The sequence below is a fragment of the Mycobacterium sp. MAC_080597_8934 genome (genome assembly GCF_000523975.1).
Classification (GTDB): domain Bacteria; phylum Actinomycetota; class Actinomycetes; order Mycobacteriales; family Mycobacteriaceae; genus Mycobacterium; species Mycobacterium avium.
The window spans coordinates 1-24,295 of record NZ_JAOS01000023.1; the positions used below are offsets into that span (position 1 = coordinate 1).

Genomic DNA, 24,295 nt, shown 5'->3' on the forward strand with positions numbered 1-24,295 from the left:
GGTGGCGGTCGAGCATGGCTGCCGCGACGGTAGTGTCGCCGAGGATTTCACCCCAGGCGCCGACGCCGCGGTTGGTGGTGATCACGATGGAGGTCTTCAAATATCGTTGGGAGACAACCTGAAACAACGCCGAGGCCGCTTCGGCCGGCAGCGGTAAGTAGCCCAGTTCATCGATCACCAAGAGTGTGGGTCCGTTAAAGAACCGCATGGTGGTGGCCCAACGTCCTTCGATGGCGGCGCGGTGGCAGCGAGCGGCCAGATCCGCGGCGGTGGTGAAGTAGGTGCGGTAGCCGGCATGGGCGGCCGCCCGCGCCAACCCGACCGACAGGTGTGTTTTGCCGGTGCCCGGCGGGCCGATCAACAAAATGTTGGTCGCCGATTGCAGGTAGCGGCAGGTGCCCAGCTCATCGATCAACGCCCGGTCGATCCCGGCGGCGGCATCGATATCGAAGTCGGCCAGGGTGGCCGGGGTCGGTAGGCAGGCGAACCGCAATCGCCCCGCCAGTTTGCGGGCCGCGGTGGCGTCGACCTCAACAGCGAGCAGTCGTTCCAAGGCCACCGTGAGCGAGAGGCCGTCGGCGCTGGCCTGGTCGAGGACTGCTGGGAGGGCTTCGGCGGCGGCGTGCAGTTTGAGTTCGGCCAGATGCGAGCGCAGCTGCTGATAACGGCTGGCCGCCGCCGACGGTGACTCAACGACAGCCTGGGTGGTTTTGGGGCTGCGTGCTGTGGGGGTCATTGCAGGGTCCTTTTCTGGGCGGCCCGCTCATAAGCGGAGAGGTCGATGACAGTGGAATCGGTTGGCGGCGTGCAGGGTTCGGCAGCAACGGAACCACCGTCTTGGAGTTGAATGAGTTGTGCGGCCGCGGCTTTGGCTACCGGCCCGGGTGGGATGCGTTCCTTGCGGCGGTGCGGTCGCCCGGTGGCCGCGGTGGCCAGCGCGGCGGCGTCCAGGGCGATGACATGCCCGCTGTCGCGGACCATCACCCCGAGCCCGTCGGTGGCCATGCGGTGCCGCGCGATCACGATCCCGCCTGTGGTGGCGATATCGCAGAACTCACCGCCGATCGGATGGCTGACCACCACCGCGGCGGCGGCCAGCTCCGGGGCACCGAGTAGCGGTTGCCGCGGTAGGACACCAACGCTTGCCGCGATGCGGTCCGTTGTTCGGTGACGATCACCGGATACGGCACGGTCGGCACCGGTTGCAGTGGTTCGGTTTTGGCGACGGTGGCCACCGACGAGCGACCATCGGCGGTAGCCCGGATACGGGTGTCACCACGCACCCGGGCGAAGCGGTCCACGCTGGCCTGGGCTTGTTCAACGGTGGCCTCGTCGGCCAAGGTGCGCCACCAGCGTTGGGCGGCGGTGTGGTTGATCTTTTCCACCACGCCCTTGCGGTTGCCGCGCCGGGCGGGGCAGATAGCCACCGCCACGCCGTAGTGTTTGGCCACTCCGGAAAACGACGCCGTCACCCGCCCACTGCCGGGATCGCAGACGGTGGCCATCCGGTCGAACCGCCACACTCGGCTCACCCCGCCCAGGCCGCGCACGACGCGGTCCAGAGCCGCAACCAGATGCGGTTGGTCGGTCGAGGCAGACAAGGCGGCGCGCCACTTGCCCGAGTGCGCCAGGGAACCGACCAACAGATTGGCGGTCTTGCCCCATCCCCAGGACGCGGGTGGATTCGGCAATTCCAGCCAGTCCCATTGGGTTTCATCCCCGGGCGGATGCGTGATGACCGCGTTGGGACGTTCGGTGGCAGTGCGGCAGGCTTGGCAGACCGGCCGCAGATTCCGGGTGCGGATGTTGCGGGTCAGGCTCTGATACGACAGGCCGAACCCGAGGTCTTCGAGTTCATCGAACAGGGTGCGGGCCCACAGATGCGGGTCCTCCAGCAGACGCGCGGTGACGTAGTCGACGAACCGGTCAAACGGATCCGGGCCCGGCCGGGCCCGTTCCCCAGGCTTGCCCTCACCGGTGAGGTATCTGCGGACCGTCTTGCGGTCGAACCCGGTATGGCGGGCGATCGCCGAGATCGTCCAACCACGTTTGCGTAGAGCATGTACTTCCACATCGTCCTCCCATGTGAGCATGAGAAAGCGGGCCTCCTTCAACGAAGCAACTGGCATCAGACACCAGCAGCATCGAAGGAGGCCCGCCCTTCTCGGCGGAGCCACACGGATGGGGAATTTCGATGAGCATCAGTGGGGAATTTCAGCGAGCGCGGTCACGGGTGGTCACCAAGGGCGCCGGCCGATGGCTGGCGGTCGCGGCCTCCCTCGTCATCTCCGCCGCCATGATCCACGCCCAGGGCACCAAGCCGCGCTGCTGCCCCGCGCCACCGGCGGCGGCGCCCACCCCCAGCGCCACCGCCTCCAGCGCCGCCGCGAACCCACCGCCGGCCGGCGCTCCGCGCACCGCCAGTCCCGCCGAGGTGGAATCGCTGACGGCCCTGGCACCACCCGCCCCGTCCGCGGGGCAGCAATTCCAGCTCGCACTGCCGCACAGCGTGGGCTCCGAGGACCGGCTGCAGGTCAAGACCATCTGGGCGGCCCGCGCCATCAGCGTGCTGTTCCCCCAGATCACGACCATCTACGGGTATCGGGAAGACCCGTTGCCGTGGCACCCCAACGGGCTGGCGATCGACGTGATGATCCCGAACTACCACACCCCCGAAGGCATCGAGCTCGGCAACCAGATTGCCGGCTACGCCCTGGCGAACGCCAAACGCTGGGGAATCAATCACGTGATCTGGCGGCAGAAGATCTATCCGGGCGTCGGCGGGGGCAACTGGATGGCGGACCTGGGCTCCGAAACCGCCGACCACTACGACCATGTCCACATCGCCACCGACGGCGGCGGTTACCCGAGCGGGCACGAGACCTATTACATCGCGTCGATGACCCCGACGCCGCCGGACTGAACGTCCGAGCCGTTGCGCGGCAACGGGATTGCCACCACCGAACGCCCGCCTTGCTGACGGCGCCGCTCGACGGGCATGAATGCGTTTGCGCGGTTTGCGCCGTTCCGCGCGCAACCCGGCGTCATAGCCCGCATACTGAGCCGGTTGCACCCCACCGAAAGAAGAGCCACGCATCATGTCTGTTTGCGGGCTACGCATGTTATGCATTCCGGCCGTCGTTGCTGCGGCGTTGACCGTAGGTAGCGGGATCGCCGTCGCCGACGACGACGGGTACCTCGCCCAACTGAAGAAGATCGGCGTCGCCTGGCAGCCGGGCGGCGACACCACGCTGATTCAGCTGGGCCACGCGATCTGCTCGGACCGCGCCGCGGGCAATACCCCGGACGAGCTGGCCGCCGATGTGCATTCCGGCCTGAACAGTTCCTTCAACTACGCCGACGCCACGGCCATCGTCAGCGCCGCGGAATCCAACTACTGCCCCTGATCCGTCACGGGCGCGCCGGTTGATTCCGGGCGCAACAGGAACAGGCCGTACGCGGCGATCGACTGCGCGTCGGCGATGACGTCCGTCCGGATCATCTGCTCGACGTCGTCGCGGGAGAACCAGGCGCTGCGCATGTCCTGCTCCTCGTGCTCGCGGTCGGCTTCACCCTCGACGATCCCGGTGGCCAGGAACACCCAGCCGCGCTGACTGCTCATCCCCGGGGCCACGTCGAGCCGGCCCAGCGGCTCGAACGTCGTTGCGCGCAATCCGGTTTCCTCGCGCAGCTCACGCCGGGCCAGCTCGACGGGATCGGCGTCGGCCAACTCCGGAGCGGTGCCCTGGGGGAACTCCCAGCGCCGCTCCCCGATCGGGTAGCGAAACTGCTCCACCAACCCGAAACGCCGCCCGTCGTAGGGCATCACCAGCGCGTACGAAGGCTTGTCGACCACGCTGTAGATGCCCGCGCTGCCGTCCGGGCGGCGGATGTCGTCCTCGCGCAACACCATCCACGGGTTGCGGTAGATCTCCCGGCTGGCGAGGCGTTCGATGAAAGTCACGCCGCCCAGTATCGCGACGAACACCACACCCGACACGGCCAGGAGTAGCGTCCCGATTCATGCCGTCCGCAGAAGCCATCACCGACACCGTGAATCGCTACCTGGCGCTCGTCGCCACCGGTACCGCCGACGACATCGTGACCCTGTACGCGGCCGACGCCACCATCGAGGATCCGATCGGAGCCGACATTCGCCGCGGGCATGACGCGATCCGGGCCTTCTATGCGGGATTCCAGGACGCCAAGAAGGACACCGAACTCGCCGAATTGCGGGTCTCCGGCAGCGAAGCCGCCTTCCTGTGGCACCTCACGCTCGACGCCGGCGACACCCGCACCCGCATCTCGCCCATCTCGACGATGTCGTTCGACGAGGACGCCAAGATCACGGCGATGCGCGCGTTCTGGTCCCCGACCGACGTCCAGGTCCTCTAGCACCGCCTTACCGCGTCGCACTGGCGTCAATCGGCATGGTGCCCGATAGTCGTAGCAACACCGTGAGCGCCAATGTCATCAAGAGGTGGGGTTATGCGTGACGACTCACCCCGGATGAGTCCGCGCCGCCACATCATCGTCAGCGGTGACGACGTGCTGGCGACCACCATCGCCGAGGAACTGAACCGCGCGGGCGCCACCATCGTCAAGCTGCCCAGCGAGGAACTCGCCGGCGCCGACCTCGCCCGCGCCAGCGCCATCGTGTGCGCCGGGCGCGACGACGCCAAGAATCTCGAAATCGCCTTGCTGGCAAGGAAAACCAACCCGCACGTGCGGGTGGTCGCCCGGTTGGGCAACGACGTGCTGCGCGGGGCGGTGGCCGCCGACAACGGCCCCGGCGCCATCCTCGACGTCGCCGACCTCGCCGCGCCCTCGGTCGTCGAGGCCTGCTTGTCGAGCAGCACCCACCCGGTCCGGGCGGCCGGCATCGACTTCTTGGTGTCGGGGGCCGAGGCACCCCGCGACGCGACGCTCCGGGAGATCTACGGCGACCTGGCGCCGGTGGCGGTGATCCACGGCAACGACGGCGCCACCCCCGGCGAGGTGGTGCCCTGTCCCGGCCGGGACCACCGGGTGCGCGCCGGCGACTGGACCGCCATGATCGGCAGCGCCGACGAACTGGCCGCGCGCGGCATCAGAACACCGCGGCCCCCCGCGACCCGTTCTCGCCAGACGTGGCTGCGGCGGGTGTTGGACGCCGCCCGCGCCATGCGCGACGACGTCAACCCGATGCTGTTCCCCGCGATCCTGCTCGCACTCACCCTGCTGCTGGTGTCCACGGTCATCGTGCACTTCTCCTACACCAAGCCGCGGCTGTCCTGGCTGGACGCCCTGTACTTCACCGCCGAGACCATCACCACGGTGGGCTACGGCGAGTTCACCTTCGCCCACCAGTCCGCCTGGCTGCGAATCTTCGCCGTGGGCCTGATGTTCGCGGGCGTGACGACCACCGCGCTGCTCGTCGCGTTCCTGGCGGACCTGCTGCTGTCGCGGCGCTTTCTGCAGTCGGCCGGGCTGCGGCGGGCACGCCATCTGCGCAACCACATCATCGTGGTCGGGCTGGGATCGTTCGGCAGCCGCGTCGTCGCCGACCTGACCGCCGCCGGTTACGACGTCGCGGTGATCGAGCGCGACGAGAACAACCGGTTCCTGTCCACCGCGGCCGAACTCGACGTGCCGGTGATCTTCGGGGATGCGACGCTGCGCCAGACGCTGGAGTCGGCCCGGGTCGACCGGGCCCGGGCCGTCGCGGTGCTGACCCAGGACGACATGGTCAACATCGAGATCGGGATCGTGCTGCGCGAGATGCTGGGGCCGCGGGTGATGCCCGAGGTGAACCGGCCCGACGTGCCGATCGTGCTGCGCATCTATGACCGCACCCTGGGCGATGCGGTGGCCAAGCGGTTCGGGTTCGAAAACGTCCGATCCACCGTCGACTTGGCGGCGCCCTGGTTCATCGGCGCCGCGATGGGCCTGCAGGTGCTGGGCACGTTCTCGGTCGGGCAGCGGTCCTTCATGGTCGGCGCCATGCACGTGGCGGCCGGCAGCGAGCTCGACGGGCTGCGGATGTTCGAAATGTCCACCCAGACCCGGGTCATCGCGATCACTCGTCGGGACACGCCCGTCGAGCTGCATCCCCGCCGCGACGCCTGGCTCCGGGCCGGCGACACCGTCTACCTGGTGGGTCCGTATCGCGAGCTGCTGGAGACGCTGCGCAAGGGGCAGCCGCCCCAGCAGCCCGCCAACGAGGAGCGGACCGCGGACAAGGCGACGACCTGAGGGCCGCGGCACGGCAGATGCGGGTCATGACGCCGACCAGTCCAGCGACCCCTGGGCGCCGGCGCCGCCCGCCTGGCCGTCGCGCCGGGCGCACCATCCGGCCAGCTCCAGGCGGGCCGCCAGGGTCACCGGGTGCTCGTCACCGAGCACCCGGCTCTCCTCCTCGACCAGTGCCTCCCACGCCGCGACCGCGTCGGTGACACCGGCCCGCTCCGGCGCCCACAGCGTGAACATGTGCCGCGCCATCAGCACGTGCGCGTGGTCGTCTCCCAGCTTCTCGCGCAGCTCACCGATCAGCGGCTCCAGCTCGGCGACGGCCGCGGGGACGTCGCCGGCGCGGCCCCGCCAGATCGACAACATCAGTTGCGTGCCCAGGGTGTCGGTGTGATCGGCGCCGAGCACCCGGCGCCGCGCGGCCAGCACCTGCTCGCCCTCGGCCATCGCGCCGACGAAATCGCCTATCTCCCAACGCTTCTCGGCGATCTTCTCGCGGGCCACCAGGGTGTTCTCGTGGTCGGCGCCCCAGACCCGCTGTTCGTCGGCGAACAGCTGCGACCATTCGGCCAGCGACGACAACGCGGCCTGCTGTCGACTGGCCAACAGGTGTCGCGCGGTCAGGGTGCTCAGATGATCGGGGCCGAGCACCTCGACGAGGTCGGGTATCAACCGCTCGAACTCCTCGTAGGCCACCGCGCACTCGCCCGCCCGCAGCTGCAGGGTGGCCAGCGACACCTTGAGTTCCAGGGCGGTGGGATGGCGTTCGCCCAGCGTTGCCCGGCACAGCGTGACCAGCTCTCCGGCCTGTCGCGCGGCCCCCACGAAATCGCCCTTGTTCGTGCACTCGGTCAACAGCCCGGTCAGTTCGGCCAGCGGGGCGGGCAATTCCTGCTGCGTCATGCCACCAATCAAATCGCCGCCGCGCCGGCCCGGCAATTCACCCCGACGCGCCCGGACCCGGCTACAGCCGGGCGGCGACGTCGGCCGCACGGCGCAGCTGGCCGACGTCCGAGCTGGTCGGGATCAGCTGCACCTCGTCGGCCCCGATCTCGGCGAATTTGCGCAGCACCTCTGCCAGCTCGTCCTCGTCACCGGCCCAGCCCGTCATCGGCGCCATGGCGTCGACGTAGTCGGCCGGTATCCAGTTCATGTAGCGCCGCAGGTGGCGGTGGACCTGCTCGCGGGCGGTCCGGGGCGAGCCGAACGCGAACCAGAACGAGGTGATCAGGTGGGGCGCGGGCTTGCCGGCCCGCGCCCAGGCGTCGCGGGTCACGTCGAACAGCTCGCGCTGCTTGGCGACGTCGAGGTCCAGCGTGGTGCCGGCCAGCCCGTCGGCCCAAGCGGCCGCGCTGCGAATGGTCTTGGGTCCGATGCTGCCGACGAACAGCGGCGGTCCGCCGGGCTGCACCGGCGCCGGCCCGACCGGCCGCACGGATTCGGTGAGCTTCTCGCCCGCCCACACCCGCTTTATCACCGCCACCCGCTCGGCCATGCCGCGCATCGTCTGGGTCGCGGGGTCGGCGCCGACGGCGTGGTAGTCCTCCTGCCGACCGCCCACGCCGATGCCCACGCTCAGCCGACCGCCGCTGAGCAGGTCGCCGGTCGCCAGCCCCTTGGCGAGCAGCACCGGGTCGTGCAGTTGCGGCACGATCACCGTGGTCAGCAGCCGGACCCGCTCGGTCCAGGCGGCCAACGCCCCCAGCAGTGTGAGGCTGTCCGGGTTGTCGAAGGCGATGCGCTCGCCCCAGCACAGCGACGAGAACGGGCCCTCGTCGATGGTGCGCGCCCAGGTCTCGAGCACCGTCGCGTCCAGATCCGGCTCCATCACCGGCATGGTCATCGCTACCCGCACGACGGCGATTCTGGCATGTTTAACATTCGGCCCTTCAGTGGAACCATGGGGCGAATGGGTCTGACCAACACCTCCATCGCGCATGTGCGCCTGACCGTGACCGACATCGAGCGGTCACGGCGGTTCTACGAGAGCGTGTTCGGTTGGCCGGTGCTGCTGGAGGTGCCCGACAACGCCGACGCGTCCACTCGTGAGCAGTTGAGCTTTTTGTTCGGCGGTGTCATCTACGACCTCGGCGGCACGCTGCTGGGGCTGCGGCCGGTGGCCACCGACCGCTTCGACGAGGACCGCACCGGCCTGGACCACATCGCGTTCCGGCTCGACAGCAGGGACGAATTGGATGCGGCCGCAGCGCATTTGGACGGGCTTGGCGTCGCTCACGAGCCGGTCAAGGACATCGGCCCGGCCTACATCCTGCAGTTCCGCGATCCCGACAACATCGCCCTGGAGCTGACCGCCCCGAAGTAGCCGCCCGGCGCATTGTCGCCGCGGCCGCGCGGTGGTTGACTGGACAGAATCATGACCATCAGCTTCAACCACACCATCGTCGCCTCACGCGACAAACGGGAATCCGCGGAGTTTCTCGCCGAATTGTTCGACCTGCCCGGCCCAAAACCGTTCGGCCACTTCATGGTCGTCGAACTCGACCACGGCGCCAGCCTGGACTACGCGGACGCCCCCGACGGCGCGGACATCCCGCGCCAGCACTACGCGTTCTTGGTCTCCGAGCAAGAGTTCGACACCATCTACGGCAAGATCCGCGCCCGCGGCCTGGAACACTGGGCCGACCCCGGCGCCCGGCGTCCCGGCGAGATCAACCACAACGACGGCGGGCGCGGGGTGTACTTCCTGGATCCCTCCGGCCACGCCATGGAGATCCTCACCCGCCCGTACGGGTCGGGCGCGGCGAACTAGTCGCCGGTGCGCGCGGTGCCGTGCCGCTGGCTTTCCTGCTTGCGGTAGTCGTCGGCCAGCTGCGCGACATGCTTGGGCAGGCTTCCGGTGGCGACGTCGGCCAGAGTGGTTTCCTCCAGCACCGACCGCATGCTGGCCCGCAACGCCCGCCAGACGTCGGTGAGCGCGGCGGTCGGCCCCGAGTAGGGCAGGTCGCCCAGCCCGATGTCGCGGACGCTGGCCAGCGGCCCATCGATGCAGCGCAGCACGTCGGCGATGCTGATGTCCTTGCCGGGGCGGGCCAACTCGTAGCCGCCCTCGCGACCGCGATGACTGCGCACCAGCCGATCGGTGCGCAAATTGGTCAGGATGTCGACGAGGAATTGCGGCGGAATGCCCTGCGCCTGGGCCAGATCGTCGGTCTTGACCAGCGTCCCGTCGGGCACCGTGGCGAGCTGGATCATCGCCCGCACGGCGTACTCCGCCTTCGCTGACATCCGCACCCTCAGGATTGTGCCACCCGGAGCGGCGATTTCGATGCAGCCTGGCTGACCCGGCGGGCTACCCGCGTGATTCCAGCAGGTCGATCACCCGCTGCGCCAGCTCCTCGACGGTGCCGTCCGGGGTGAGCCGCAGGTCGGGGTTCGCCGGCGGCTGATACGGGCTGTCGATGCCGGTGAACTGGGTGATCTCGCCGGCCCGCGCCTTGGCGTACAGACCCTTGGGGTCACGCTTTTCGCATTCCTCGATCGGGGTGTCGCAGAACACCTCGATGAAGTCGAAGCCGGCGTCGGCGTGCACTTTGCGCGCCAATTCGCGTTGCTCGGCCAGTGGGCTGATCGCCGGAACCAGCACGACGTTGCCGCAATCGGCCAGCAGCGCCGCCACGTGCGCGAGCCGGCGCAGGTTCTCCGCCCGGTCGGCCATGGAGAAACCAAGGTCCGCGTTGAGCCCGTGCCGAAGGTTGTCGCCGTCGAGAACATAAGCCTGCGCACCCTTTTCGAGCAGCTTCTGCTCGACCAGCATGGCCACCGACGACTTGCCGGAACCGGACAGACCGGTGAACCACACCGTCTTGCCGCGGGGCCGCGCCGCGGCGATCGCTGATGACTTGTGCCGCACCGTGTTCGGGCTCGCGGCCTGGGCCGAGGCGTCGCGCAGCACCATGCCCGCGGCCACCGTGCCGTTGGTGTGCGGGTCGATCAGGATGAACGAGCCGGTGCTGGGGTTGCGGGTGTACTCGTCGAGCAGCAGGGGCACCTGGGTGCGCAGCGAAATACGGCCCAGCTCATTGAGTTTCAGCGCCGCCGCGGTCTTGTCCCGATGCAGCGTGTTGACGTCGAGCCGGTAGTCGAGCCCGGTCACCCTCGCGTGCGTGGTGCGGGTGGTGTGCTTGATGACGTAGTCGCGGCCCGGTTCCAGCGTCGTGTTGTCGGCCATCCAGCACACCGTCGCGTCGAAATCCTGGGCGATCCTGGGCTGGTTGTGGGTGCGCGCGATCAGATCCCCGCGCGAGATGTCGATCTCGTCGGCCAGGGTCAGCGACACCGCCATCGGTGGGAACGCTTCTTGCACCGGGCCGTTCGGGCCCTCGATCGCGGTGATCCGGGTGCGCTTGCCGACCGGCAGCACCACGACCTCGTCGCCGGGACGCATCACGCCGCTGGCGACGGTACCGGCGTAGCTGCGGTGGTCCTGATGCTCGTGGGTATGCGGACGGATCACGTACTGCACCGGGAACCGCACGTCGACCAGGTTGCGGTCACCGGCGATGTACACCTCTTCGAGGTGCGACAGCAGCGCCGGCCCCTCGTACCAGGGTGTCTGATCCGACTTGGTCACCACGTTGTCGCCGTGCAGGGCCGAAATCGGGATGGTGGCCACGTCGTGCACGTCCAGGCGCGCGGCGAAGGCGTGGAATTCGTCTCGGATGGACTCGAATTTCTCTCTGTCCCAACCGATCAGGTCCATCTTGTTGACCGCGAGCACGATGTGCTGGATGCCCAGCAGCGAGGCCAGGAAGGCGTGCCGGCGGGACTGCTCCAGCAGGCCGTGCCGCGCATCGACCAGCACGATCACCAGCTGCGCGGTCGACGCGCCGGTCACCATGTTGCGGGTGTACTGGATGTGGCCGGGCGTGTCGGCGATGATGAATTTCCGCTTGGGCGTGGCGAAGTAGCGGTAGGCGACGTCGATGGTGATGCCCTGCTCGCGTTCGGCCCGCAAGCCGTCGGTGACCAGCGCCAGGTCGGTGTAGTCGTGGCCGCGGTCCTTCGAGGTCTGCTCCACCGCCGCCCACTGGTCTTCCATCACGGCCTTGGAGTCGTAGAGCAGCCGGCCGATCAGCGTGGACTTACCGTCGTCGACGGATCCCGCAGTGGCCAAACGCAATAGCGTGGTTGGGGCGGCCATCAGAAGTACCCCTGCCGCTTGCGGTCTTCCATGCCGGCCTCCGAGATCCGGTCGTCCGCCCGGGTCGCCCCGCGCTCGGTGAGCCGGGACACCGCGGTCTCGGCAATGACCTCGTCCACCGTGGCCGCCTGCGATTCCACACAGCCGGTGCAGGTGACGTCCCCGACGGTGCGGAACCGCACCGTCGCCTCGAACACCGGCTCGTCGGGATTGGGTTGCATGTTCCGGTCGACCGCGAGCAGCATGCCGTCGCGGCGAAACACCTTGCGCCGGTGGGCGTAATAGATGGACGGCAGCGCGATGTTCTCGGCGCCGATGTAGGACCAGATGTCGAATTCGGTCCAATTGGACAGCGGGAACACCCGGATGTGCTCGCCCTTGTGGTGCCGGCCGTTGTAGAGGTTCCACAGTTCGGGCCGCTGCGCCTTCGGATCCCACTGCCCGAACTCGTCGCGGAAGCTGAACACCCGCTCCTTGGCGCGGGCCTTCTCCTCGTCGCGGCGCGCCCCGCCGAACGCGGCGTCGAACTTGTTCTCGCGGATGGCGCGCAGCAGGGTCACGGTCTGGATCGGGTTGCGTCCCTGCTTCGGCTCGACCACCCGTCCGGCGTCGATGTCGTCCTGAACCGAGGCGACCACCAAGCGCAGGCCGTGCTGCTTGACCAACTCGTCGCGGGTGGCGATCACCTCGTCGAAGTTGTGCCCGGTGTCGACGTGCATCACCGGGAACGGCAGCCGTCCGGGCCGGAAGGCCCGCAACGCCAGGTGCAGCATGACGATCGAGTCCTTGCCGCCGGAGAACAGCAGTACCGGGCGCTCGAACTCGGCGGCGACCTCACGGATGATGTGGATCGCCTCCGCCTCCAGCGAGCGCAGATGGCTCAATTCGTACTGTCCGGCGGCGGGCGCCGTCTGCAGATCAGCGGTCATGGCTTCCTTCGGCAACGTCGGAGATAAAACCTGGTAGAACTGACTATATTTGGCATCTTAACGATCTATGAGACCAGCCGGCGCCGGCGCTGTCAACTCCGGCGCGGGCGGCGTCACCGTCACGCCGAGTGGGCGCGGTGCTTTGCCGGCGGGGCGCGGTGCGAAAACATGGGCGGATGACTTCTTCCACTTCTTCCGCTTCCGAATCGGCCGCCGCCCCGAGCGGTCGCGAGGTGATCGCCCAGTTCCTGCCCCAGTCGCCGTTCGTCGTCAAGCTCGGCATCGTGGCCGAGCGGCTGGACGAGGACGAGGTCCGGCTGCGGCTGCCCTGGGATCCCTCCAACGTGACGATCGGCGACATGGTGCACGGCGGCGCCATCGCCACGCTGGCCGATCTCACCGTGATGGCGGCGGCGTGGTGCGGCGCCCAGGCGCCGCCGCAGCTGCGCGGGGTGACGGTGTCGATGGCCCTGGACTTCATGGCCCCGGCCCGGGCCAGCGACGTGATCGGGGTCGGCCGGGTGCTGCGGCGGGGCCGGTCGCTGGTCAACTGCGAGGCCGAGATCGTCGACCCGCAGGGCACGCTGGTGGCCAAGGCGCTGGCCACCTACAAGGTGGGGTGAGCCGGCCGGCGCTCGAGTTGTCGGCCGGCGCTCAAGTTGTGTCGGCCGGCGCTCAAGTTGTCGGCCGAGCGTGCACCCACGGTGACGTTCGGGCCGTTTTTTCGCGCTGACTACACGCTCGCCGGACGAGTCTAGGGCTTGACCTCGTCGAGCTTGCCCGTGGCGACGTCGAACACGAATCCGCGGGCCGAGACGTGCTTGGTGACGAACGGATTGGCCTCGATGCGGCGCAGCGACTGCCGGACATCCTCGGCCAGATCCGCAAAGGCCTCCGCCGCCCAGGGCGGTTTGATCCCGGTCTCCTCCTGGATGCCGCGCTTGAAGTCGTCGTCGGTGAAGGTGAGCATCCCGCAGTCGGTGTGGTGGATCAGGATGATCTCCCGGGTTCCCAGCAGCCGTTGGCTGATGGCCAGTGAGCGGACCACGTCGTCGGTGATGACGCCGCCGGCGTTTCGGATGACGTGGGCCTCCCCCTCGCGCAGGCCGAGGATGCGATACACGTCCAGCCGCGCGTCCATGCACGCGACGACCGCGACGTGTTTGCTGGGTGGCATCGGCAGTGGTCCCTCGAAGCTGCGCGCGTACCCGGCATTGTGGGCCAGGTAGTCATCGGTAACCGCCATGCCAGTCTCCTCGAAAATTTGCTACGCGGACTGCCGCCGCGACGGATCTTAACAATCGGGTACCTGATTTTCACCGTTGGCAATCAGCACGATCGGAAGGTTCGCGTTCGTCTGGCTAACCTGTCCCAATGCGGCACTGTGGTGGGGCATGACTCGCTTTCTGGCGCGCCGGTTGCTCAACTACCTCGTCCTGCTGGCGCTGGCGTCGTTCCTGACGTTCTGCCTGACGTCGGTGGCGTTCAAGCCGCTGGACAGCCTGTTGCAGCGCAGCCCGCGGCCCCCGCAGGCCGTCATCGATGCGAAGGCCCACAGCCTGGGTCTGGACGAGCCGATCCCAATCCGCTACGCGCACTGGGCTTCACACGCGGTCCGCGGCGACTTCGGCAAGACCGTCACCGGGCAGCCGGTGGGCGCCTCGCTGGGGCGCCGCGTCGGAGTGACGCTGCGGCTGCTGGTGATTGGTTCGCTGATCGGCACCGTCGCGGGGATCGCGGCCGGCGCGTGGGGCGCCATTCGGCAGTACCGCCTCAGCGACCGCGTGGTCACCATGCTGGCGCTGCTGGTGCTGAGCACCCCGACCTTCGTCATCGCCAGCCTGTTGATCCTCGCCGCGCTGCGAGTCAACTGGGCCCTGGGCGTACAGGTTTTCGACTACACCGGTGAGACGTCGCCGGGCGTGACCGGTGGGGCCGCCGCGCTGCTCGACCGGCTGCGGCATCTGGTGCTGCCGTCGCTGACCCTGGCGCTGGCCGCCGCGGCGGGATACAGCCGCTATCAGCGCAACGCGATGCTCGACGTCCTCGGCCAGGATTTCATTCGCACCGCCCGCGCCAAGGGGCTCACCCGCCGGCGCGCGCTGGTCAAGCACGGCCTGCGCACCGCGCTGATCCCGCTGGCCACCCTGTTCGCCTACGGGGTGGCCGGTCTGGTCACCGGGGCGGTGTTCGTGGAGAAGATCTTCGGCTGGCACGGCATGGGCGAATGGCTGGTGCAGGGCGTCGCGACGCAGGACACCAACATCGTCGCGGCGATCACGCTGTTCTCCGGCGCGGTGGTGCTGCTGGCCGGTCTGCTCTCGGACGTGTTCTACGCCGCTCTTGATCCGCGGGTCCGGGTGTCATGACCGCCCAGGCGAATGTCGATGGTGCTCACGGCTTTTCGGGCCACGAAGTGGCGGGCTTCGCCTCGCGGCGCACGCTGGTGCTGCGCAGGTTCGGCCGCAACCGGTTGGCGGTGACCTCGCTGACGCTGTTGGTGCTGTTGTTCGTCGGCTGCTACACGCTGCCCGCGGTGCTCCCATATTCCTATCAGGACCTCGATTTCGACGCGCTGCTGCAGCCGCCGAACGCGCGCCACTGGCTGGGCACCAACGCGTTGGGACAGGACCTGCTGGCGCAGATCCTGCGCGGGATGCAGAAGTCGATGCTGATCGGTGTCTGCGTCGCGGTCATCTCCACCGGCATCGCCGCCACCGTCGGCTCGATCGCCGGCTATTTCGGTGGCTGGCGCGACCGGGTGCTGATGTGGCTGGTGGACCTGCTGTTGGTGGTGCCCAGCTTCATCCTCATCGCCATCGTGACGCCGCGCACCAAGAACTCCGCCAATATCCTGATGCTCGTCCTGCTGCTGGCCGGGTTCGGCTGGATGGTCAGCTCGCGCATGGTGCGGGGCATGACGATGAGCTTGCGCGAGCGCGAATTCATCCGGGCGGCAAGGTATATGGGTGTGTCCAGCCGTCGTATCATCGTCGGGCATGTGGTGCCGAATGTGGCGTCCATCCTGATCATCGACGCCGCGCTCAACGTCGCCTCGGCCATCCTGGCCGAAACAGGTTTGAGTTTCCTGGGTTTCGGTGTCCAGCCGCCGGACGTGTCGCTGGGGACGTTGATCGCCAACGGCACCCAGTCGGCGACCACCTTTCCGTGGGTGTTCCTGTTTCCCGCCGGCGTCCTGGTGCTGATCCTGGTGTGCGCCAACCTGACCGGCGACGGCCTGCGCGACGCGCTGGACCCCGGCAGCGGGCCGGCCCGCGGTGGTCGCCGATGAGCCCGCTGCTGCAGGTGACCGACCTGGCCGTCACCTTCCCGGCCGGCGATGCGCCGGTGACCGCGGTGCGCGGCATCAGCTATCGCATCGAACCGGGGGAAGTCGTCGCCATGGTCGGCGAATCGGGTTCGGGGAAGTCTGTTTCGGCGATGGCCGTGATGGGACTGTTGCCCGAGCACGCCAGGGTACGCGGCTCGGTCCGGTTGCACGACACCGAGTTGCTGGGCCTGGGCGACGACGCGATGTCGCGGTTGCGCGGCCGGGCGGTCGGCATGGTGTTCCAGGATCCGATGTCGGCGCTGACGCCCGTGTACACCGTCGGCGATCAGATCGCCGAGGCGATCACGATCCACCAGCCACGGGTGGGCAGGAAGGCCGCCCGCGACCGCGCGGTGGAACTGCTTGAGCTGGTGGGCATTGCGCAGCCGCAGCGACGCGCCCGGGCGTTTCCGCACGAGCTGTCCGGCGGGGAGCGACAGCGCGTGGTCATCGCGATCGCGATCGCCAACGACCCCGACCTGCTGATCTGCGACGAGCCCACCACCGCGTTGGACGTCACCGTGCAGGCGCAGATCCTCGAGGTGCTCAAGACGGCCCGCGACATCACCGGCGCCGGGGTGCTGATCATCACGCACGACCTCGGGGTGGTCGCCGAGCTCGCCGACCGGGCGCTGGTGATGTACGCCGGTCGGGTCGTCGAATCGGCTGCGGTGGCGAGCCTGTACCGGGACCGCCGAATGCCCTACACCGTGGGCCTGTTGGGCTCGGTGCCGCGACTGGACGCCGCCCAGGGCACCCGGTTGGTGCCGATCCCGGGCGCGCCGCCGTCGCTGGCCGGCCTGGATCCGGGGTGCCCGTTCGCCCCGCGCTGCCCGCTGGCGATCGACGAATGCCGTTCACAAGAACCGGAATTGCTGCCCGTCGGCCCCGATCACCGGGCGGCGTGCATCCGCACCGACCAGGTCGACGGGCGCAGCGCAGCCGACATCTACGGGGTGCGCACCCAACCCCACCCGGGCGAGCCGGCCAACTCGCCCGTCGTCGTTCGGGTGCGCGAGCTGTCCAAGACCTATCGGCTGACCAAGGGCGTGTTACGCCGCAGCGCCGGCGAAGTGCGAGCCGTGGACCGGATCAGTTTCCAGCTGCGACAGGGCCGCACCCTGGGCATCGTCGGCGAGTCCGGGTCGGGGAAATCGACCACCCTGCACGAGATCCTGGAACTCGTTGCGCCGCAATCGGGGTCCATCGAGGTGTTGGGCACCGACGTCGCCGCGTTGAGCCCGGCGAGCCGACGCTCGCTGCGACGCGACATCCAGGTGGTCTTCCAGGACCCGGTCGCGTCGCTGGACCCGCGGCTGCCGGTCTTCGAGCTGCTCGCCGAACCGTTGCGGGCCAACGGCTTCGACAAGGACCACACCAACGCGCGCGTCGCCGAGCTGCTCGAGACTGTGGGGCTGCGACGGGCCGACGCGGCCCGCTACCCCGCGGAGTTCTCCGGCGGGCAGAAACAGCGCATCGGTATCGCGCGAGCGCTGGCGCTGCAACCGAAGATCCTCGCGCTCGACGAACCCGTCTCCGCACTCGACGTGTCCATCCAGGCCGGGATCATCAACCTGCTGCTGGACCTGCAAGCGCAATTTCAACTGTCCTATCTGTTTGTCTCCCATGATCTTTCGGTGGTCAAGCATCTCGCCCACGACGTGGCAGTGATGTACGCCGGATCCATCGTGGAGCAGGGCGACAGCAGTCAGGTCTTCGGCAACCCGCAACACGAATACACGCGGCGGCTGCTGGACGCGGTGCCACAACCGAATCCGGGCAGCCGTGGCTAGCGGGCTTGGCTTGGGGCGCTGCGGATTTCGGCCGGCCGCGCTGGTCGCCGCGGTCGTGCTGGCGGTGGCGGGCTGCTCACCGGCCATCAACCTGGTTCCCGAAACCGGGCAGAACGCGCGGATCGGCACCACCAGCGACATCAACCCGCGCGATCCGGCCACCCTGCAGGACGGCGGCAACCTGCGCCTCGCGCTGACCGACTTCCCGCCCAACTTCAACATCTTGCACATCGACGGAAACTCCGCCGACGTTTCGGCGATGATGAAGGCCACCTTGCCGCGGGCCTTCGTCATCGGCCCGGACGGCTCGACCACGGTGGACACCGACTACTTCACCAGCGTCGAACTCACCGGCACCGCACCGCAAGTGGTGACCTACACGATCAATCCCAAGGCGGTGTGGTCGGACGGCACCCCGATCACCTGGGAGGACATCGCCAGCCAGATCCACGCGCTGAGCGGCGCCGACAAGACGTTCGAGATCGCCGGGTCCAGCGGGGCCGAGCGCGTCGCCTCGGTGACCCGCGGCGTCGACGACCGGCAGGCCGTCGTCACCTTCGCCAAGCCGTATGCCGAGTGGCGCGGCATGTTCGCGGGCAACGGCATGCTGCTGCCCAAGAGCATGACCGCCACGCCGGAGGCGTTCAACAAGGGTCAGCTCGAGGGGCCCGGACCGTCGGCCGGCCCGTTCATCGTGTCGTCACTGGATCGCACCACGCAGCGGATCGTGTTGAGCCGCAACCCGAAATGGTGGGGGACGCGGCCGCGCCTGGACAGCATCACCTACCTGGTACTCGACGACGCCGCACGGCTGCCGGCGCTGCAGAACAACACGATCGACGCCACCGGGGTCGGCACCCTCGATCAGCTGACCATCGCCGAGCACACCGCGGGCATCTCGATCCGGCGCGCCCCCGCCCCGGCCTGGTCCCACTTCACCTTCAACGGCGCCCCCGGCTCGATCCTGGCCGACCGGGCGCTGCGCGTCGCGGTGTCCAAGGGCATCGATCGGCAGACCATCGCCAAGGTGGTGCAGTACGGCCTCACCAGCAACCCGGTGGCGCTGGGCAATCACATCTACGTCGCCGGACAACAGGGCTATCAGGACAACAGCACGACGGTTCCCTACGACCCGGCCGCGGCCGGCCGGGAGCTCGACGCGTTGGGCTGGAAGCTGCACGGCCGGTTCCGCGAGAAGGACGGGCGGCAGCTGGTCATCCGCGATCTCTTCTACGACGCCCAGGGCAGCCGGCAGTTCGCCCAGATCGCGCAGCACAGCCTGGCCCAAATCGGCGTCAGGCTCGAACTCGTCGCCCGCGCGGGCAGCGGATTCTTCACCAACTACATCAACGTCGGCGCCTTCGACATGGCCCAATTCGGTTGGCTCGGTGACGCATTCCCGCTCTCGGCGCTGACCCAGATCTACAAGTCCGACGGGGAGAGCAACTTCGGCAAGATCGGCAGCCCGCAGATCGACGCCGCCATCGAACGCACCCTACAAGAGCTCGATCCGGACAAGGCGCGCGCCCTGGCCAACGACCTGGACAAGCTGATCTGGGCGGAAGGGTTCAGCCTGCCGCTGACGCAGTCGCCCGGTGACGTCGCGGTACGCAGCACGCTGGCGAACTTCGGCGCCGCGGGTCTGGGCGATCTGAACTACACCGCGATCGGGTTCACCCGCAGCTGAGCCGGCGCCGCAGCGGCGCCGGGATCGGCAGCGCGCCCTCGATCATGGCGGCCGCCGCGATCAGGGCCCACAGCAGCCGCACCTCGGGGCGTGGCGGAAGCGCGTTCAGGGTGCAGGCCCGGGCGGCGAGTCCGGCCAGGTCGCCGCGCAGCACCGCGTCGGCGCTGGCCAGCGCGACGGCCTCGTGGAAATCGAGCGCGCTGTGCGCCATGTCCGGCAGGCTCAGCAGCACCGCATGGGGCAGTAGCGACGCGACGCGCTCGGCGACCGCCGGTGGGGTGATGAGGTCGCGACCGCCGGACACCACCGCGGTGGGCCAGTCGAAGCTCGGCATCTCGGCCGGCAGGTCGTAGGGCTCGTCCTCGAAAGTCGCTGTCTGCGTGCGTACTTCGCGTTCTGCCACGGCGGGGTCAAGCGGCAGACCGTCCGGTTCGGCGGCATAGTCCAGCTCGCGAAGCGCGATGCGGCTCACCAGGTCCTCTTCATACCGAAACGGCAGGTTGCGCAGGGTGGTGAAGCGGGAAAGCGTCCACCACAACAGTTTTCGGCCATCCAGCAGCAGGTCGAGTTGCCGCTCGAGCAGCCGCGCCCCGCCGTAGCCGTAGATCGTCGCCACCACCTGTGTCGCCGTCGCGGTCATCAGCCCGGCGTCGACAAGTTTGCGCATTTTCGGTGCCAGCGAAGCGGTTTCGGGGCTGTCGCCGCGCAGCAGCAGCCGGCGAATCGCCCGGCGCACGATCACAATGTCGTGCCGGGACAGCAGCGGCGAATCGAGCACCATCCCGTGCACCCGGGCGGGATGACGCACGCCCACGCCGGACGCGATGTAGGTGCCGTACGACGCGCCGTAGACCACCGCCGAATCCACGCGGGCGTCGTCGAGCACCGCCGCCACGTCGTCGACCACCTGATTGACCGTCATCGCCTCCGGCGGCAGGTCGGCGCCGGCGTCGTCGTGACGCGACATCCCCACCCCGCGGTGTTCGATCATGATGACGTCGAGACCGGCCGCAGCGGCGCGCCGGCGCAGCCCCTTGTACATCTGCACCGACGCCACGCCCGGCCCGCCGGGGATGATGACCACCGGGTGGCGGGACTTGCGGCCGGCGCGCACGTAGTACAGGTCGAACTCGTCGGCGGTGTCCGGCGAGATCGGCCGGCGCACGGCGCGCACACCGGGCAGTTTCGCCAGCCGCTGCTGCATGCGCCGCCGCTTTGCGTTCATCGTCATTCGGGTCGGACCGCCATGGTCCCATTCTGCAGGCGGGGCCGGCCGGCGGCTCGGCCGCGCGGGCTAAGCGCTGAGGTCGATGCGGTGCGCGCCCTTGACGCCGTCGTACCGGTCCGGGCTGCAGGTGAGCACGATCACCTGCCCGTGGCTTCCCACGCTGTCGAACAGCTGCCCCATCTTGGCCAGCCGGTCCGGGTCGGTGAAACCGAGCGCGTCGTCGACCACCACCGGGACGGCGTCCTCCTTGGCGACCAGCGCGGCGCCGGCCAGCCGTGCCAGGATGCCCAGCTGCTCCTTGGCGCCGCCGGACAGGGACTCGTAGGGCACGGTGATGCCGTTGAGGGTGCGGCTGCGGATGCACAGGTCGCTGTCGATGTCGACTTCGAAGGTGGGGCCGAACACCGGACGGCCGAGCCGCTGCAATTCCGCGCGGTAGGGCTCGACGTAACGCTGCCGGGTGGTGTCGCGGTGCCGCGTCATGACCGAGCGCAGCAGCTGGGCGGCGCGGGCCCGGCGGCCGACTTGGCTGTGCTCGCTGGCGGCGTGCTCGCGCTCCGTTTCCGCGGCGTCGAGCTTGCCCTGGCGCCCCTCGCTGCCGAAGACGGACAGCTCGATCGTCACCTCGCGCAGCGCGCCGGCCGCTTCTTCGTAGCGCTCCCGCAGCGACTCGGATTCCTGTGTGGCATCGGCTAATTCGGCGGCGACGGAGTCCGGAGACGCCGCGGCCAGGGCGTCGGCGAGTTCGGCGACCCGACGTTCGGCGGCCTGCTCGGCGCGCAGCGCCGCATCGGCTGACGCCGCCAGCTCCTCGTCGCCGACCGACGCGCGCTCGGCGGCCAGCCGACCGGTGGCCGCGTCCAGCTCGGCCCGCAGGGTGTCCAGCCTGTTCTGCAGAACCGTTGCCGCCGTGGCGGTTTCGGCAAGCCTGGCGGCCGCTGCGGTGGCGGCCTGACGGCGCGTGACGCATTCGGCCGACGCGCAGGCGCGGGCCTGCGCGAGCGCTTCGAGTTCGGTGCGGGCGGCGGCGAGGTCGGCGGCCCCACCCGTCGGCGCGGCCGGCTGCTCCGGATGCTCGGCGCGCAGCCGGGCCAGCCGCGACCGCAGCTCGTCGAGCGGCTCGTCGCCGCACAATCCGGCCAGGGTGGCGCCGAGCTGGTCGCGAGTGCCCTGCAGCTCGCGGCGCCGCTGGTCGGCGGATCGGGCGGCGCCAAGGTCGGCAACGGCACCCGCCGTCAGCGCTGCGGCCAGTTCTTGTTGCGCCGCAGCGTGTTTCGCTTGCACATCCAGGGTGGTCGCGCCCGGGGTGACGCGGGCGGTCAGCACACCGGGAACCTCGACCGCGGTGGGCCCGACGGCGGTGATCGACCAGCTCTGCCCCGCCGGCAGGGACACCTGCCGGTCGCCGATCACCAGGTGAATGTCGGCTACCGCGGTGAATTCGACGGCCGCCGACGTCGACGCCAACTGGTCGCCGATGCGGTCGACCGCGGCGGCGGCGTCCTCGATGCGGCGCAGCAACTCCTCGGTGACCGCGATGGTGCTCAGCTCGGCGCTGATGCGCTCGCGATCGCGCTGGATGGCATCAATTTTGTCCAGCCGGGCGGCCAACCGGTCGGCCTCCTCGCGGCCGGCCGACCGCTCGACGGTGCGCTGCGCCTCCTGCACCCGGCGCTCCAGCTCGGCCAGGGCCTCGGTGGCGTGCTGCAGCGCGGTGTCGCAGGCCTGCGCGTCGGCCTGGGCCACCGCGTGGTCGGCCGCGGCCTGCTGGACCTGAGCATGTGTCTGCGTGACGGCGGCGGCCCGGGTGTCGATGTCGGCGAGCAGTTGTAGCCGGCCGGAGTGGGCCTGGGCCGCCGCGGCTTTGGTGGCCGCCGCGGCCTCGGCGACCAGCTGGGCTTCCCGGCGCTGGGCGGTGAGCTCGGCGATCCGGTCGGCGGCCTGCCGCGCGGCCGTCACTCGCGGGCCGGCGGCGATGCGCCGCTGGGACAGGTCGGCCACCTGTTCGGTCAACGCGGCGTGGCGGGACACCCGCTCGTCGACCTCGGCGACGGCGGCCGCGCATTCGGCGACGGCGGCCTCGGCGTCGGCAAGCCGGGCGATCGCGGCGGCCCACTCCCCCGTCGGGCGTCCGGTCGGGGTGAAATAGCGCGCGTATTCGGCGTCGATGCGTTCGATGAGCAACGGCTCGGTGCCGCACAGCCCGCCGCTGTCGCCGGCGGCGACGTCGAGCGCGCGGGACAGCGCGTCGCACCCCGACAGATCCACCGCGGCGGTCGACGCCGCCTGCAGCACGCGCTGGGCATGCCACAGGTCGCTGTCCACCGTCTCGGCCAGCATCGCCCGGACCCGTTCGTGGGCTTCGTCGCCGGTCAGCTGTTCGCGGTACGGCGTGATCACCGTCAGCTCCGTCTCACACTTTTTGTGGAACCGTTTGCGGTAGACGAATCGGTATGGGCCGCAACTGATTTCGGCCGAAACCTCGGCACCCACGTCGCTGTGGGTGGGCTTGACCTGTTTGACTTCCTTCTTGGTGGAGCGGTCCTTGGCCTCCAGCAGCAGATCCAGGGCCTCGATCATCGACGACTTGCCGATCTCGTTGGCGCCGCACACCACCACCACACCGTGGTCGGGGAATTCGATTTCCCGGTGCGCGATGCCGCGGTAGTTCGTCAGGGTCAGCCGGTGCAGCTTCACGCCGCGCCCCGATCGGCGAGCCGTAACAGCAGCGCCAGCGCCCCCTGCGCGTCGGCGGCGGTGTCGGAATCCTGTTGGCGCGCGGTCGCCACCAGCTCCTCGACCGCGGCGGCGGCGAAGCCTCCGATGCCCAGGTCGCTGAATTCGCCGTCGGCCGGGATCACGGCCAGCTCGGTGTGGCTGTCCCAGGTGCGCAGGTGGGCGAACAGCCGCGCATACTTGTCCAGGCAGGCGTCCAGCGCGGCGCGGTCGGTGACGGTCAGCGAACCGGTCAGCGCCAGGCGCACCACGGTTCGGTCCTTGTTGGTCATCAGGTCCAAATTCATGTCCAGGTCGGCGATGTCGCGGCTGCTGTCGACCTGCCGGTGCAGCGTGACGAATCGCCAGCATCCGACGCGCCGGGCGGTCACCGAGACGGGGCGGCGCGGATCGGCCTCGTCGATGTCGACGATCAGCACATGGCCCGGGTCGGCTTCCACGTCGTCGAAGTTGGTGACTTCCGGCGAGCCCGAGTACCACACCCGGCCGCTGCGGCCGACCTGGGTCAGCGAGTGCTTGTCGCCCAGCGCCACGTAGTGCACGGCGCCGCGGGTCAGCGCGTCCTCGAGCTTGGCGAGCCGGATCAGCGAGGGTTTGTCCCGATCGGGGTCCAGGACGTCAACCCCGCCGTGCCCGACGAGGATTCGGGTGTCGTCGGTCTCGGGCAGGCCGTCGAGAACCTCGCCGACCAGGTCGGTGGTGGGCACCTTGGACCGCCACGGCGCCGCGACGAGCTGCAGCCCGGGGCGGACCGGGTGAACGCCGGCCTGATCGAGCACCGTCACGTTGTGGGGACGTTCGGCGGTGAACAGCGCACTGGTGTACACCGACGAGGCGTCCAGCGGGTCGTGGTTGCCCGGGAGCAAATACACCGGAATTCCGATGGCGCGCATGGCTTCCAGTGACTGCCCGACCACCTTCGGCGGAAGCTGGTTGTGCTCGAACACGTCGCCCGACACGACGACGAACTCGGCGCCGACCTCCGCCGCGAGCGCGCCCAGCCCGGCGACCGCGTCGCGGCGGGCCGCCGAATAGCGGGGCTGGGCATCACCGGCGAGGAAGTGCCGCGTCATGCCCAGCTGCCAGTCGGCGGTGTGCAGGAATCGCATGCCGGCGACCCCCTTTCGAAGTGCGTGTTTATCAGGGCATCGCGAGTTTAGGTCTGCGCACCGACAAGACGCGGGACGTCGATCGGCAGGTCT

General features: G+C 69.2%; 22 protein-coding genes and 1 pseudogene. 11 read left to right on the top strand and 12 right to left on the bottom strand.

Annotated elements, in window-relative coordinates; genetic code table 11:
* Positions 1 to 736: IS21-like element helper ATPase IstB (gene istB, locus NF20_RS12685; RefSeq protein ID WP_033717304.1), on the bottom strand; the 736-nt coding region annotated here is incomplete at its 3' end.
* Positions 733 to 2,093 (bottom strand): annotated as a pseudogene (locus NF20_RS12690) (IS21/IS408/IS1162 family transposase). The pseudogene NF20_RS12690 and the gene istB, both read right to left, overlap by 4 nt.
* Before the next feature lie 101 nt (positions 2,094 to 2,194).
* On the opposite strand from NF20_RS12690, the gene NF20_RS12695 reads away from it, so the two are divergent.
* Complete coding sequence (locus tag NF20_RS12695) at positions 2,195 to 2,923, top strand: hypothetical protein (RefSeq protein WP_050593657.1); 729 nt, start codon at positions 2,195 to 2,197, stop codon at positions 2,921 to 2,923.
* A 196-nt stretch (positions 2,924 to 3,119) separates the two neighbouring features.
* Positions 3,120 to 3,407, top strand: coding sequence for a DUF732 domain-containing protein (locus NF20_RS12700; RefSeq protein WP_033710722.1), 288 nt, complete (start codon positions 3,120 to 3,122; stop codon positions 3,405 to 3,407).
* Here the strand turns inward: NF20_RS12700 and NF20_RS12705 are convergent.
* Positions 3,395 to 4,000, bottom strand: coding sequence for an NUDIX domain-containing protein (locus NF20_RS12705; protein WP_033710721.1), 606 nt, complete (start codon positions 3,998 to 4,000; stop codon positions 3,395 to 3,397). The genes NF20_RS12700 and NF20_RS12705 overlap by 13 nt on opposite strands.
* Before the next feature lie 23 nt (positions 4,001 to 4,023).
* Here NF20_RS12705 and NF20_RS12710 point away from each other — a divergent pair, with 23 nt between their 5' ends.
* Both NF20_RS12710 and NF20_RS12715 read left to right on the top strand, forming a co-directional pair.
* Positions 4,024 to 4,395, top strand: coding sequence for a nuclear transport factor 2 family protein (locus tag NF20_RS12710; RefSeq protein WP_009975685.1), 372 nt, complete (start codon positions 4,024 to 4,026; stop codon positions 4,393 to 4,395).
* A 93-nt stretch (positions 4,396 to 4,488) separates the two neighbouring features.
* Complete coding sequence (locus NF20_RS12715; RefSeq protein WP_050593656.1) at positions 4,489 to 6,234, top strand: NAD-binding protein; 1,746 nt, start codon at positions 4,489 to 4,491, stop codon at positions 6,232 to 6,234.
* Between the two features lie 24 nt (positions 6,235 to 6,258).
* On the opposite strand, the gene NF20_RS12720 is transcribed toward NF20_RS12715, so the two are convergent.
* Together NF20_RS12720 and NF20_RS12725 are read right to left on the bottom strand one after the other, a co-directional pair.
* Positions 6,259 to 7,131: a tetratricopeptide repeat protein gene (locus NF20_RS12720; RefSeq protein ID WP_033710719.1), complete on the bottom strand. Its 873-nt coding sequence runs from the start codon at positions 7,129 to 7,131 to the stop codon at positions 6,259 to 6,261.
* 61 nt (positions 7,132 to 7,192) lie between these two features.
* Entirely contained in the window at positions 7,193 to 8,071 is an 879-nt protein-coding gene (locus NF20_RS12725; RefSeq protein ID WP_033710718.1) for an LLM class flavin-dependent oxidoreductase, read from the bottom strand.
* Positions 8,072 to 8,137: 66 nt separating this feature from the next.
* Between NF20_RS12725 and NF20_RS12730 the strand changes: the two genes are divergently transcribed.
* On the top strand, positions 8,138 to 8,551 hold the full coding sequence (locus tag NF20_RS12730) for a VOC family protein (protein ID WP_033710717.1): 414 nt from the start codon (positions 8,138 to 8,140) through the stop codon (positions 8,549 to 8,551).
* Between the two features lie 51 nt (positions 8,552 to 8,602).
* Positions 8,603 to 8,998 carry a VOC family protein gene (locus tag NF20_RS12735; protein ID WP_003877279.1) on the top strand — a complete coding sequence of 132 codons (396 nt, stop codon included), beginning with the start codon at positions 8,603 to 8,605 and terminating at the stop codon, positions 8,996 to 8,998.
* Here NF20_RS12735 and NF20_RS12740 read toward each other — a convergent pair.
* The 3 genes from NF20_RS12740 to cysD are packed head-to-tail and all read right to left on the bottom strand — an operon-like array spanning position 8,995 to position 12,318.
* Positions 8,995 to 9,480, bottom strand: a complete 486-nt coding sequence (locus NF20_RS12740; RefSeq protein WP_003877278.1) for an Rrf2 family transcriptional regulator — start codon at positions 9,478 to 9,480, stop codon at positions 8,995 to 8,997. The two genes, NF20_RS12735 and NF20_RS12740, sit on opposite strands and share 4 nt — an antisense overlap.
* Positions 9,481 to 9,538: 58 nt before the next feature.
* The gene (gene cysC, locus NF20_RS12745) at positions 9,539 to 11,389 is read right to left on the bottom strand and encodes an adenylyl-sulfate kinase (RefSeq protein WP_033710715.1); all 1,851 of its coding nucleotides are present in this window, start codon (positions 11,387 to 11,389) and stop codon (positions 9,539 to 9,541) included.
* Positions 11,389 to 12,318 (bottom strand): sulfate adenylyltransferase subunit CysD, encoded by a 930-nt coding sequence (gene cysD, locus NF20_RS12750; RefSeq protein ID WP_003875596.1) that lies wholly within the window; start codon positions 12,316 to 12,318, stop codon positions 11,389 to 11,391. The genes cysC and cysD overlap by 1 nt, the downstream gene beginning before the upstream one ends.
* A 233-nt stretch (positions 12,319 to 12,551) precedes the next feature.
* Here cysD and NF20_RS12755 point away from each other — a divergent pair, with 233 nt between their 5' ends.
* Positions 12,552 to 12,941 carry a PaaI family thioesterase gene (locus NF20_RS12755; RefSeq protein ID WP_003875595.1) on the top strand — a complete coding sequence of 130 codons (390 nt, stop codon included), beginning with the start codon at positions 12,552 to 12,554 and terminating at the stop codon, positions 12,939 to 12,941.
* 131 nt (positions 12,942 to 13,072) lie between these two features.
* On the opposite strand, the gene NF20_RS12760 is transcribed toward NF20_RS12755, so the two are convergent.
* Positions 13,073 to 13,564, bottom strand: coding sequence for a beta-class carbonic anhydrase (locus NF20_RS12760; RefSeq protein WP_009975672.1), 492 nt, complete (start codon positions 13,562 to 13,564; stop codon positions 13,073 to 13,075).
* Positions 13,565 to 13,712: 148 nt separating this feature from the next.
* Here NF20_RS12760 and NF20_RS12765 point away from each other — a divergent pair, with 148 nt between their 5' ends.
* The 4 genes from NF20_RS12765 to NF20_RS12780 are packed head-to-tail and all read left to right on the top strand — an operon-like array spanning position 13,713 to position 19,129.
* A complete protein-coding gene (locus tag NF20_RS12765; RefSeq protein WP_009975670.1) occupies positions 13,713 to 14,687 on the top strand; it encodes an ABC transporter permease in 975 nt (324 codons plus the stop codon).
* Positions 14,688 to 14,734: 47 nt separating this feature from the next.
* The gene (locus NF20_RS12770) at positions 14,735 to 15,610 is read left to right on the top strand and encodes an ABC transporter permease (protein WP_024636893.1); all 876 of its coding nucleotides are present in this window, start codon (positions 14,735 to 14,737) and stop codon (positions 15,608 to 15,610) included.
* Positions 15,607 to 17,442 carry an ABC transporter ATP-binding protein gene (locus NF20_RS12775; RefSeq protein ID WP_011724139.1) on the top strand — a complete coding sequence of 612 codons (1,836 nt, stop codon included), beginning with the start codon at positions 15,607 to 15,609 and terminating at the stop codon, positions 17,440 to 17,442. The genes NF20_RS12770 and NF20_RS12775 overlap by 4 nt, the downstream gene beginning before the upstream one ends.
* A gap of 10 nt (positions 17,443 to 17,452) precedes the next feature.
* Complete coding sequence (locus tag NF20_RS12780; RefSeq protein ID WP_009975665.1) at positions 17,453 to 19,129, top strand: ABC transporter family substrate-binding protein; 1,677 nt, start codon at positions 17,453 to 17,455, stop codon at positions 19,127 to 19,129.
* On the opposite strand, the gene NF20_RS12785 is transcribed toward NF20_RS12780, so the two are convergent.
* From NF20_RS12785 to NF20_RS12795, 3 genes are all read right to left on the bottom strand, one after another.
* The gene (locus NF20_RS12785) at positions 19,116 to 20,360 is read right to left on the bottom strand and encodes an alpha/beta hydrolase (protein WP_011724138.1); all 1,245 of its coding nucleotides are present in this window, start codon (positions 20,358 to 20,360) and stop codon (positions 19,116 to 19,118) included. The two genes, NF20_RS12780 and NF20_RS12785, sit on opposite strands and share 14 nt — an antisense overlap.
* Before the next feature lie 63 nt (positions 20,361 to 20,423).
* Entirely contained in the window at positions 20,424 to 23,054 is a 2,631-nt protein-coding gene (locus NF20_RS12790; RefSeq protein WP_011724137.1) for an AAA family ATPase, read from the bottom strand.
* Positions 23,051 to 24,202 carry a metallophosphoesterase family protein gene (locus tag NF20_RS12795; RefSeq protein ID WP_011724136.1) on the bottom strand — a complete coding sequence of 384 codons (1,152 nt, stop codon included), beginning with the start codon at positions 24,200 to 24,202 and terminating at the stop codon, positions 23,051 to 23,053. Before NF20_RS12795 ends, NF20_RS12790 begins: the two co-directional genes overlap by 4 nt.
* Positions 24,203 to 24,295 lie beyond the last annotated feature (93 nt).

Excerpts from the sequence above, each read along its gene's own strand:
- NF20_RS12695 (WP_050593657.1), top strand. The coding sequence starts at position 2,195 with ATGAGCATCAGTGGGGAATTTCAGCGAGCGCGGTCACGGGTGGTCACC.
- NF20_RS12700 (WP_033710722.1), top strand. The coding sequence starts at position 3,120 with ATGTTATGCATTCCGGCCGTCGTTGCTGCGGCGTTGACCGTAGGTAGC.
- NF20_RS12710 (WP_009975685.1), top strand. The coding sequence starts at position 4,024 with ATGCCGTCCGCAGAAGCCATCACCGACACCGTGAATCGCTACCTGGCG.
- NF20_RS12715 (WP_050593656.1), top strand. The coding sequence starts at position 4,489 with ATGCGTGACGACTCACCCCGGATGAGTCCGCGCCGCCACATCATCGTC.
- NF20_RS12720 (WP_033710719.1), bottom strand. The coding sequence starts at position 7,131 with ATGACGCAGCAGGAATTGCCCGCCCCGCTGGCCGAACTGACCGGGCTG.
- NF20_RS12725 (WP_033710718.1), bottom strand. The coding sequence starts at position 8,071 with ATGACCATGCCGGTGATGGAGCCGGATCTGGACGCGACGGTGCTCGAG.
- NF20_RS12730 (WP_033710717.1), top strand. The coding sequence starts at position 8,138 with ATGGGTCTGACCAACACCTCCATCGCGCATGTGCGCCTGACCGTGACC.
- NF20_RS12735 (WP_003877279.1), top strand. The coding sequence starts at position 8,603 with ATGACCATCAGCTTCAACCACACCATCGTCGCCTCACGCGACAAACGG.
- cysC (WP_033710715.1), bottom strand. The coding sequence starts at position 11,389 with ATGGCCGCCCCAACCACGCTATTGCGTTTGGCCACTGCGGGATCCGTC.
- cysD (WP_003875596.1), bottom strand. The coding sequence starts at position 12,318 with ATGACCGCTGATCTGCAGACGGCGCCCGCCGCCGGACAGTACGAATTG.
- NF20_RS12760 (WP_009975672.1), bottom strand. The coding sequence starts at position 13,564 with ATGGCGGTTACCGATGACTACCTGGCCCACAATGCCGGGTACGCGCGC.
- NF20_RS12765 (WP_009975670.1), top strand. The coding sequence starts at position 13,713 with ATGACTCGCTTTCTGGCGCGCCGGTTGCTCAACTACCTCGTCCTGCTG.
- NF20_RS12775 (WP_011724139.1), top strand. The coding sequence starts at position 15,607 with ATGAGCCCGCTGCTGCAGGTGACCGACCTGGCCGTCACCTTCCCGGCC.
- NF20_RS12785 (WP_011724138.1), bottom strand. The coding sequence starts at position 20,360 with ATGACGATGAACGCAAAGCGGCGGCGCATGCAGCAGCGGCTGGCGAAA.
- NF20_RS12795 (WP_011724136.1), bottom strand. The coding sequence starts at position 24,202 with ATGCGATTCCTGCACACCGCCGACTGGCAGCTGGGCATGACGCGGCAC.